Origin of the sequence: Cupriavidus sp. UYPR2.512 (assembly GCF_000379565.1) — a bacterium.
Lineage (GTDB): Bacteria > Pseudomonadota > Gammaproteobacteria > Burkholderiales > Burkholderiaceae > Cupriavidus.
Genome location: NZ_KB902879.1, coordinates 1 through 9,130, shown reverse-complemented (window position 1 = coordinate 9,130; position 9,130 = coordinate 1). Strand labels below are relative to the sequence as shown.

Annotated in this window: 11 protein-coding genes; 4 read left to right on the top strand and 7 right to left on the bottom strand. The window is 67.7% G+C overall.

The features are described from left to right. Positions 1-250: 250 nt before the first annotated feature. Positions 251-1,429, bottom strand: coding sequence for an MFS transporter (locus A3A5_RS37860; protein WP_232431289.1), 1,179 nt, complete (start codon positions 1,427-1,429; stop codon positions 251-253). A 154-nt stretch (positions 1,430-1,583) separates the two neighbouring features. On the opposite strand from A3A5_RS37860, the gene A3A5_RS0107760 reads away from it, so the two are divergent. After that, on the top strand, positions 1,584-2,588 hold the full coding sequence (locus A3A5_RS0107760) for a LysR family transcriptional regulator (protein WP_035812002.1): 1,005 nt from the start codon (positions 1,584-1,586) through the stop codon (positions 2,586-2,588). A 53-nt stretch (positions 2,589-2,641) separates the two neighbouring features. On the opposite strand, the gene A3A5_RS0107755 is transcribed toward A3A5_RS0107760, so the two are convergent. Together A3A5_RS0107755 and A3A5_RS0107750 are read right to left on the bottom strand one after the other, a co-directional pair. Continuing rightward, positions 2,642-2,923 carry a hypothetical protein gene (locus tag A3A5_RS0107755; protein ID WP_018310037.1) on the bottom strand — a complete coding sequence of 94 codons (282 nt, stop codon included), beginning with the start codon at positions 2,921-2,923 and terminating at the stop codon, positions 2,642-2,644. 140 nt (positions 2,924-3,063) lie between these two features. After that, a complete protein-coding gene (locus A3A5_RS0107750) occupies positions 3,064-3,627 on the bottom strand; it encodes a YggT family protein (protein WP_018310036.1) in 564 nt (187 codons plus the stop codon). A gap of 242 nt (positions 3,628-3,869) precedes the next feature. Between A3A5_RS0107750 and A3A5_RS0107745 the strand changes: the two genes are divergently transcribed. Next, positions 3,870-4,328: a MarR family winged helix-turn-helix transcriptional regulator gene (locus A3A5_RS0107745; RefSeq protein WP_018310035.1), complete on the top strand. Its 459-nt coding sequence runs from the start codon at positions 3,870-3,872 to the stop codon at positions 4,326-4,328. 132 nt (positions 4,329-4,460) lie between these two features. Beyond that, positions 4,461-5,171, top strand: a complete 711-nt coding sequence (locus A3A5_RS0107740; RefSeq protein ID WP_018310034.1) for a glycine zipper 2TM domain-containing protein — start codon at positions 4,461-4,463, stop codon at positions 5,169-5,171. Here the strand turns inward: A3A5_RS0107740 and A3A5_RS45580 are convergent. From A3A5_RS45580 to A3A5_RS0107725, 4 genes are all read right to left on the bottom strand, one after another. After that, on the bottom strand, positions 5,168-5,407 hold the full coding sequence (locus tag A3A5_RS45580; RefSeq protein ID WP_369797764.1) for a hypothetical protein: 240 nt from the start codon (positions 5,405-5,407) through the stop codon (positions 5,168-5,170). The genes A3A5_RS0107740 and A3A5_RS45580 overlap by 4 nt on opposite strands. After that, positions 5,314-6,372: an AMP-binding protein gene (locus tag A3A5_RS37855; protein ID WP_369797763.1), complete on the bottom strand. Its 1,059-nt coding sequence runs from the start codon at positions 6,370-6,372 to the stop codon at positions 5,314-5,316. The genes A3A5_RS45580 and A3A5_RS37855 overlap by 94 nt, the downstream gene beginning before the upstream one ends. Before the next feature lie 106 nt (positions 6,373-6,478). Continuing rightward, positions 6,479-7,189: a dienelactone hydrolase family protein gene (locus A3A5_RS0107730; protein WP_018310033.1), complete on the bottom strand. Its 711-nt coding sequence runs from the start codon at positions 7,187-7,189 to the stop codon at positions 6,479-6,481. Between the two features lie 96 nt (positions 7,190-7,285). Next, positions 7,286-8,002, bottom strand: a complete 717-nt coding sequence (locus A3A5_RS0107725) for a phospholipase D family protein (RefSeq protein ID WP_018310032.1) — start codon at positions 8,000-8,002, stop codon at positions 7,286-7,288. A 233-nt stretch (positions 8,003-8,235) separates the two neighbouring features. Between A3A5_RS0107725 and A3A5_RS0107720 the strand changes: the two genes are divergently transcribed. Beyond that, a complete protein-coding gene (locus tag A3A5_RS0107720; RefSeq protein WP_018310031.1) occupies positions 8,236-8,442 on the top strand; it encodes a dodecin in 207 nt (68 codons plus the stop codon). The last annotated feature ends 688 nt before the right edge of the window (positions 8,443-9,130 follow it).

The following is a 9,130-nucleotide window of genomic DNA, read 5'->3' as shown; positions in this document are numbered from 1 at the left end:
AATTGTTTTCGGGTCCATTTCAAACAGTTTCGCAATATATTCGAAACCGCCATGGCCCAGCTTGTCCGCCTCCACAGCCGCATACCGCCGTCGGTCCTTCTCCGACAAGCGCGCGTACAGCCGCTTCATCCGCGTTTCAACCTCAGCCCGGTAACCAGCCTGCATCGTTTGTCCTCCAGAGGCATCACATCTTACCCGCGTCGCTTTGCGCACGCCAGGTCCACTTCGGGAAGTTATTTCTCACTCGTTCCTAAGTCATCGACGCCACCTGCACCATCAGCAGCACCGGCGTCAGCCCTTCAAGCAGCACCACTGGCACCAGCGCGTAATCCGGCGCGCCCGGCATCAGCTGCTGCGACAGCAGCATCGCCGCGCAGGCGTAGACGACAAAGCCGATGGCGATCACGCGCCGCTTGCGGAAAACCAGCGCCATGGCCAGCGTAATGGCGACGGCGCCGATGGCCGACACCGTGCCGCTGGTCGACAACAGCATGCAGGTGGTGCGGAAGGTCAGCCCCAGGCCGGTCTGCGTGAGCGACGGCAGCAGGAACGACCAGGCCGACGAGAGCAGGTAGTACAGCGTGTAAAAGCCCAGCCCGTACAGGTACTGGCGCCCGGCCAGGCGCGAGAAGTCGATCCATGGGTCGGGATGGCGATACAGCCGCCAGCCGCTGAAGGCGAACAATGCCAGCCCGCACAGCGCGGCCAGCGGCATTTCCAGCGAGCTGAAGAAGCGCGTATAGCGCATCTCCTGCAGGGTGTGCAGGAACACCAGCGCGCCCAGCGCGGCGGCGATGGCGGCGGGCCAGTCCAGTGTCGATACCGGCGGATGCGGGTCGCGCGGCGCGCGGGTCGGGTAGGTCAGCGCCACCGACAGCAGCACCGGCAGGGCAATGCCGGCCTGGAACAGGAACACCGCGCGCCAGCCGATATCGTCCAGGAAGATGCTGGTCAGCCAGGGCGTGATGGCCAGCATCGAGAACGCGCCGCCGCCGAAGCGCAGCATCAGCGGGCCGCGCTCGGCCGGCGTCGACACCAGCTGCACCAGGATGCGCGAGGCCGCGAACAGGCCGCCGGCACCCAGCCCCTGCACCGCCTTGCCGGTGATCAGCCCGGTGGGGCTGGCAAACTCGGCGCAGATCAGCGAGCCCAGGATAAATACCAGCAGCGACCCGATGGTGAAGCGCTTGTACGTGGTGCGGCGCGCGACTTGGTCCAGCACCATGTTCATCAGCACCGCGGTGGCGGCGTAGGCCGAGATCGCGTACAGATAGTCTTCCGGCGCGGCACCGACGCCGCCCTGGATATGCTGGCTGGCCACGCCCATCATCAGTGTGGAAGAGAAGTCGATGCCGGTCACCAGCCCGAGCGTCAGGCCGAACAATGAAAGACGCCAGTGACCCATTTCCGGGTGACTGGCGAGTTGCATGCGCGGGCGCTGGGGTGTGGGGGCGGCGGCGGGGGCTGGGGCTGCTGGAACTGCGGGGGCGTCCGGTCCAGCCGGGACAGGCGTTTGTTGCATCGCTCAAGCATAATGTAGGCCTGCCGTCGGGAACTACAGCTTGTCAGGGAAACATTGTCCGGTGAACGAAACAATCCAATGGAATGATTGGGAGGCGTTCTGCTGCGTGGTCGAGCAGGGGACGTTCACGGCCGCGGCGGAGCAGCTGGACTGCCCCAAGTCGCGTGTCTCGGCCGCGGTGGCGCGGCTGGAAACCGCCATCGGTGCCAAGCTGCTGGAGCGCACCACGCGGCGCATGCGGCTCACGGATGCGGGCAAGGCGGTCTACCGCGATGTCGCCCCATTGTTTGCGCGGCTGCGCGAGATCCGCCAGGAAACGCTGGCACGTGAAGAGCGCGTGCAGGGCGTGCTGCGCATCGCCACACCCTATGAGTTCGGCGCCCAGCAGCTGGGTGGCGTGATCTGCCGCACGCTGGCCGCGCACCCGGCGCTGGATGTTGCCGTGGAAATCACCCAGGGCCTGGTCGACCCGATCCGCGACGGGTTTGACGTGGCCTTCGTCGTCGTCGATACCGACCTGCCCGACTCGGGCACGGTGGCGCGCCGCATCTACCATGTCGAGCGCGGCCTGTTTGCCGCGCCGGCGCTGGCGGCCAGCCTGCCGGCGCAGTTGCGCCCGGAAGACCTGGCCAATATGCCGACGCTGACCACGCCCGGCGACACCGTCTGGGAATTCACCCGCGACGGCCAGACCGACGGCCAGACCGACGGCCAGACCGTATCCGTGCCGATCCGTCCGCGCATGCAGACCCACAACGCCGAACTGCGCCTGCAGGGCGCGCTGGCGGGGCTGGGCATCGCCCGGCTGTCGGTCATTTATTGCGAGGCCGAGATCGCGCAAGGGCGGCTGGTGCGCGTGCTGCCGGACTACCCGCTGCCGCCGCTGCGCGTGTTCGCGCTGCTGCCGGACCGGCGGCTGCAGCCGCGCAAGGTGCGGGCCTTCATGGAAGCGATCGAATCGATGATGGTGTCCGAGCTGGAGCCCAAGGCGGGCCTGGACAGCGGGATGGGGGCGCAAGCAGCCGCGAGCGGGCATGCTGAAGGAGAGGCCCGCCCGGCGGGTTGAGGGCGCTGGCGGGCCGCCACGGCCGGGGCCGTGGCAAGGGAAGGGGCAGGGACTCAGGCGCCGTCGGTGAACGCGTCGCGGCGGTCGGTGGTCTTGGCGCCGTCAGTGAACGGGTCGGCCCGGCCGACCCTGGCGCCATCGGTGTACGGATCGGCCCGGCCGACCCTGGCGCCGTCCAGGAACGGATCGGCCTTGCCGACGTGGGCGATGCTGCCGTCCAGGCGGGCGATGTCGGAGACGGGTTCGGAGGCGTGGGCAGCGGCCGCGGCAAACGACAGGCTGGCGGCGCACAGCAGGGAAAGCGCCAGGCTGCGGCGTTGGGCTATGGTCTTCATGGTGTGTGGTCCTTCTGAGGCAGGGTGCGTGGCGGAAGCGCCGCGGTGCCTGTAATGTAGGACTTCACACTGGGCAGAAAAAGGGTCAATTCTCGACACACTGTCCAAGGGTCTGGACAATGTGGCGAGCCGCCCCTGGGTCAGTAGTGCATGCCGAAGATGCCGGCGCCCAGCCGCGCGATCACCATCAGCAGGATCTGCGCGATCACGAACAGCACTAGCGGCGAAACATCGAAACCGCCCAGGCGCGGCACCACGCGCTGGATCGGGCGCAGTACCGGCGCGGTAAGGTGGTCGATGGCCGGGGTGACCGGCGAATGCGGGTTGACCCACGACAGGATCGCCATCAGCAGCGTGACCCACATCACCAGGCTGATCGCCCATTTCAGCACATAAAGCAGGGCGGTCAGCAACATGGCCGGCAGGAAGCCCAGCAAATCGATGCCGCTAAGCAGCGCGACCAGCACCAGGAACACCACCGCGGTCAGCCACGCGCCCACCACCGTGGCCCAGTCGATGCCGCCCAACCCGGGGATGATCCGGCGCAGCGGGCGCACCAGCCAGTCAGTGATCTGGAACACCCCCTGGGAGACCGCATTGCGCGTAGGCAGCCGCGTGAGCTGCATCCACACGCGCAGCAACAGCGCCATGCCGAACAGGGTGAAGACGGTATCCAGCAGGAAGAGAGCGATTTCCGAGAACATCGGTGCGTTTTCCGGTGACGGGTGAAGGTGTCTGCAACCGCACAGATTCTGCCATAGCCGGACGCCGGCACGATGCAACGGTGCGCCGCGCACGCGACCTTGCGGACAGGTTTGTGCTGGCGGCGCGGTGCGTGGCCCCTATAATTGCGTGCGCCCCGGTTGCGGGAGGGACCGGCCGCGCGCCCGTGGTCTTGCGCGTTGTGCCTGCGCTTTCATCCTCCTTTGCGCTTTTTCGCCACCTTATGCCCAGCAAGTCCGCCCCGTCCCGGAAATCCACATCGCTTACCAAGGCCGACTTCGAGGCGCTCTCGGATTTCCGCTACCAGTTGCGGCGCTTCCTGCGGTTTTCCGAAGATGCGGCGCGCGAGGAAGGGCTGACCGTGCAGCAATACCTGTTGCTGCTGCATATCCGCGGCTGTGCCGACAAGGACTGGGCCTCGATCGGCGAACTGGCAGAACGGCTGCAGGCCAAGCAGCACGGCGTGGTGGCGCTGGTCAACCGCTGCGAAGCGGCGGGGCTGGTCAAGCGCCGGCTCAACCCCGAAGACCGCCGCGTAGTGCAGGTGCACCTGCTGGCCAAGGGCGAGCGCTACCTGAACCGCCTGGCGATGCTGCACCGGACCGAGCTGGAATCGCTGCGCGGCGCTTTCCGCGTGGCCCGTATCACCCAGTTCAACAACGACGGCGCCGAGCGCGGCTGAGCCCCTGCAGGCCGGCACTGCCAGCCGGTTACAGGCAGTTACCAATCACAAGTTCCGGTGACACCCGCTGGCCGCCGGCGGCCCTAGACTCGCGCGCATTCCCCAATACGCGCAGCGCGCAGGAGTCCTGACATGTCCATCCCCCTTCGTTCGGTTGTGCTTGCGGTGCTTGGCGCCGGTGCGCTGGCCGGGTGTGCCACGCCGTATGGCTACGACAACGGCTATGGCGGAGGGTACGGCGGCAGCTACGGTGGTGGCTATAACAGCAGCGGCTATAACAGCAGCGGCTACGGCAGCAGCGGCTATGGCGGCAGCACCACCATCAGCGGCTACCCGGCGCAGCAGGGCTACCCGCAGGGGTATCCGCAGCAAGGGTATCCGCAACAGGGTTACCCGCAGCAAGGCTATCCCCAGCAGGAATACCCTCAGTCTTCCTATCCCCAGCAGCCGTATCCCCAGCAGTCATACCCGGACGGCAGCTATGGCAACAACCACCAGGCCTATGGCGTGCGCTACGGCTGGGTCGAGGCGATCGAGGTGGTGCCCGGCCAGCCGCCTTCGACCAGCGGCGCGGGCGCCGTGGTCGGCGGCATCGTGGGCGGGCTGCTGGGCCACCAGGTCGGCGGCGGCCGCGGCAATACCGTGGCCACCATCGGTGGCGCCGTGGCCGGCGCGGTGGCCGGCAACGAGGTCGAGAAGCGCACCGGATCCTCGAGCGCGGCCTACCGTGTGCGCGTGCGCACCAGCGACAACGCCTATCTGACGCTGACGCAGTCCAACGCCTACCAGATGCGCATCGGCGATCGCGTCAAGGTCGAGAACGGCGTAGCCGTGCCGTACTAAGCCTGCGTGCCGAACAGCTGCGCGTAGTCCTCGCGCAGCTGGCGCTTGAGCAGCTTGCCCGCCGTGTTGCGCGGCAGGTCCGCGACGAACACGATGCGCTTGGGCACCTTGAACGGCGCCAGCGCCTGGCGGGCATGGGCGATCAACGCTTCCTCGGCGGCGTCTTCATGGCCGCGCTTGCGCACCACGCAGGCGGCCACCGCCTCGACCCACTTCGGGTGCGGCAGCGCGAACACCGCTGCTTCGGCCACCGCGCCGTGGGTGTACTGCAGTTGTAGAAACGCAGTGCCGGCAGCTTCTGCTGCAGCTCCAGCAGCACCGGCACCGGCATGATCGAGGCCCCGTAGTAGGCCTTGGTCAGCGCCCCCAGCCGCGCCGGATCGAAGTCCGCATGGCGCAGCAGCGCGATCCACACCGTGGGCGGCGCGAAGAAGCTGGTGATGCCCTCGGCGTGGATGGTGCGCAGGCAATAGCCGGCCTCGGGGCTGTCGGCGATCAGCGTGGTGCCGCCGCACAGCAGCAGCGGCATCAGGAAGACATGCATCTGCGCCGAGTGGTACAGCGGCAGCGCGGCCAGCGAGTAGTCCGACGCCCGGATATCACAGGCGGCGATGGTGCTGGCGTATTCAGCGAGCAGTGCGCGGTGGGTCAGCACCGCGCCCTTGGGCGCGGAGGTGGTGCCAGACGTGTACAGGATCTGCGCCGGCGTGGCGTCCGCCAGCGTATCGGACACCGGTGCGGCGGGGCCACTGGCTGCAGCGACGAGGATGTCGCGCGAAGTTTCCAGAGCATGGCCGCCGTGCAGCGTGCCGCTGACCTTGCAGGGCAGGCCGTCGACGCGGTCGGCCAGCGCCGGATCGGCAAAGATTGCGCTGGCGCCCGATTGCGTGACAATGTACTCGGCCTCCGCGCGCGTCATCGAGAAGTTGACCGGCACATGGATCAGGCCGCTGCGCAGGCAAGCCAGCCACAGCAGCACATAGGCGTCGGAGTTCTTGCCGAAGGCGGCCACGCGGTCGCCGGGGCGCAGGCCCCATTGCGCCAGCGCGCCGGCCACGCGGGCCGCGGCCTCATCCAGCTGGCGGTAGGTCCAGGCCCGATCGCCGAAGCGGATCGCGGTCTTGCCCGGGCTGCGCCGCACGGCACGGGCAATGGCGTCGGGGATGGTGTTGCGCAGGGCGCGCTGCTGCTCTGACTGCATGGTGGTCTCCGTTGTTATGGTTTGGGGTCCAGCAAGTCTTGAAGCTAGCGCCGAGGATAAAGGCTGCCGCCCGGCCATGGCAAGGCGGCAGCGCCTCGGGGTGGGACTACAGCGCTTGCGACAGGAACACCAGCGCGCGCCCGTGCGCCAGCGCGGCGCTGGGCTGGTGGTAGGTGCCGCGCGCCCAGCAGTTGAAGCCGTGGTCCGCGCCCTCGTAGACGAAGATCTCGCTGCCGGGTTTGCCGGTCATGGCGTCGCGCACGCCTTGCACGGCCTCTGGCGGGATGTGCGCGTCGAGCGCGCCGTAGTGGAACTGCACCGGCACGCGGATGCTCGCCGCCTCCTGCAGCTGGTTCTGGATGCCGCCGCCGTAGTAGGGCACGGCCGCGTCCACCAGCCCGTGCGCCGCGCTCAGGTACGACAGCAGGCCGCCGAAGCAATAGCCCACCGCCGCCACCTTGCCGGCGCCGGTGTGCTGGCGCAGCACCTGCACCGTGGCGGCGATATCGTCCAGCGCGGCCGGCACGTCCACCGCCTTGCGCAGCGTCATGGCGCGTGCCATGTCGTCGCCCTCGTAGCCCAGTTGCACGCGCGGCGCCTGGCGCCAGAACACGTCCGGCGCCAGCACCGCATAGCCGTCGGCGGCGTACTGGTCCGCCACGGCGCGGATATGCTCGTTCACGCCGAAGATCTCCTGCAGCAGCACAATGCCCGGCGCTCCGGGCTGCACGCCTGCCGGCGGCAGGCTCAGGTAGGCATCGAAGCTGCCCGCAGCGGTGTCAACGCGGATCCACTGGCTGTCGGGGATGGCTGTCATGGGAAAGGCTCTCCGGAAGGGGTCTGAACAGGAAAGCTGCAAGTTTGCCACTGCGCGCCGCCTGGTGCAGGGCAGGGCGCCCCCACGCTGCTGTCGTCAGTACGCTCGCGACTGCCGGTAGCGCTTGTTCCAGTTGTCGGTGTAGGCCCTGACCACCGCGGCGTCGCCGCGGATCAGCATGCCGTTCTCGGCGTTGCGCTCCTGCGCCGACTTGGTGAAGTTGAACGATCCGGTGAAGACCGCCTGGTCGTCGAACACCATCACCTTGTTGTGCGCAATCGCGGGCTTGTTGTCGATCACCACCGGCACGCCGGCGTGCTTGAGGTAGGTGGCGCTGGTATAGCGCTCGGACTGCTGGCTCTTGTCCAGGATCACGCGCACGTCCACGCCGCGCCGGTGCGCCTGCGCCACGGCCTCGGCAATCGGTGCGCTGGTGAACGAGTAGGCCTGGATCAGCAGGCGATGGCGCGTGCTGCGGATGGCATTGACCAGCAGCGCCTGGCAACTCGCGCCATCGGGCACGAAGCACAGCGTGTAGCCGCTGCCATCGGCAAAGGGCCTGGCCGGCACCGGCTTCGCATCCGGCGGCTGGGCCGGTTGGGCCGGCTTGCCGGCGCGCGTGGGAAAGTGGTTGGCGACGGCCTCGTTGAAGGTCTCGCTGATGCTGTTGGCGATGGTGTCGGTCACCTGGTCGAAGGTGGAAGCCGACCGGGCGTGCGCCAGCAGCGCGAAGGGACTGAACGAGGTGAAGGCCGACACGGCGGCGGCCAGGCCCAGGCCCAGCACGGCCCGGCGAATGAATCTGTAAGTCACGGCGGATCTTTGCGTCGGTGAATGACAGCATGCGCGCGCCGCGCGCCGCATGCTGTCGGGGCGGGTCCGCAGCGTAGCAGCCGCATACGCCACTGGCAAAGCGTGATTGTGTAACAGGATCTGCGGCTGGCTATGCGGTGCAGCATTGGTGCACCGCCGCTGCCCTTGGGACTATCCGCACCCGCGCCTATGATGGATGGAACCCCGCGGGTCCGCCTGCCAAGGAGAGGGATATGAGCAACCATACCTACAAGCTGGTCGAGATCGTCGGGTCTTCACCCGATGGCTGCGACCAGGCCATCCAGAGCGCCATTGCCAAGGCCGGTGAAACTATCAAGAACATCGACTGGTTCGAAGTGGTGGAAACGCGCGGCCACATCACGAACGGCAAGATCGCGCACTACCAGGTCACGCTGAAGGTCGGTTTCCGCGTGAGCTGAGTGCGGGACTGGCACGGCGGTATTGCCTGCTGGCGCAGGCCGGGCGCGCACTGGTGCGCCCTGGTGCGCGCGTGCGTGCCAGCTGGGCCTTCGACGCATCGTACAGCGCTGCTGTCGGATGGTCAGACGGCGTGGTCCGGCTGTGGGGCTGGTTTGCGCTGGCGGCGGGCAGGGCTTTTCTCGGATTTGCGGGGATGGGTTCCTGGCAGGCGTGGGCTGTTTCGCCGGCGTAGCCGGCGACCTACTTTCTGTCCAAGCGACAGAAAGTAGGCAAAGAGCGCGTCGCCTGTGCGGCTGGCAATCAATTCCTCGGCGTTGGCCCGTTCCCGCGGCGGTGCTTGCCGTTCGATGTGGTTGCCCGTTCGAGCCCGCTAACGCCATGTGAGTCAGAGACAGTGCCTCCGATAACCCACTATTGAACGATCCCCATGCAGGGTGTAGGCAGCCTGCTGCCAGCCGCATCGCGGGGACGCCTACGGCTGCTGCGCCGGCTCAACATGCGCTGACGGTCATTGGGCGCTTGCGCGGAGCGCAGCCCAAGGCGTTGATGCGATAGCGCTGGAGAGCGCGGGCCGCCGCCCGACTTGGGGATCGTTCAAAAGCCGGTTATCGCAGGCACTGCCCCACACTCACATGGCGTTAGCAGGCTCGAACCGCGACCACGCCCAAACGGCAAGCACCGCCGCCC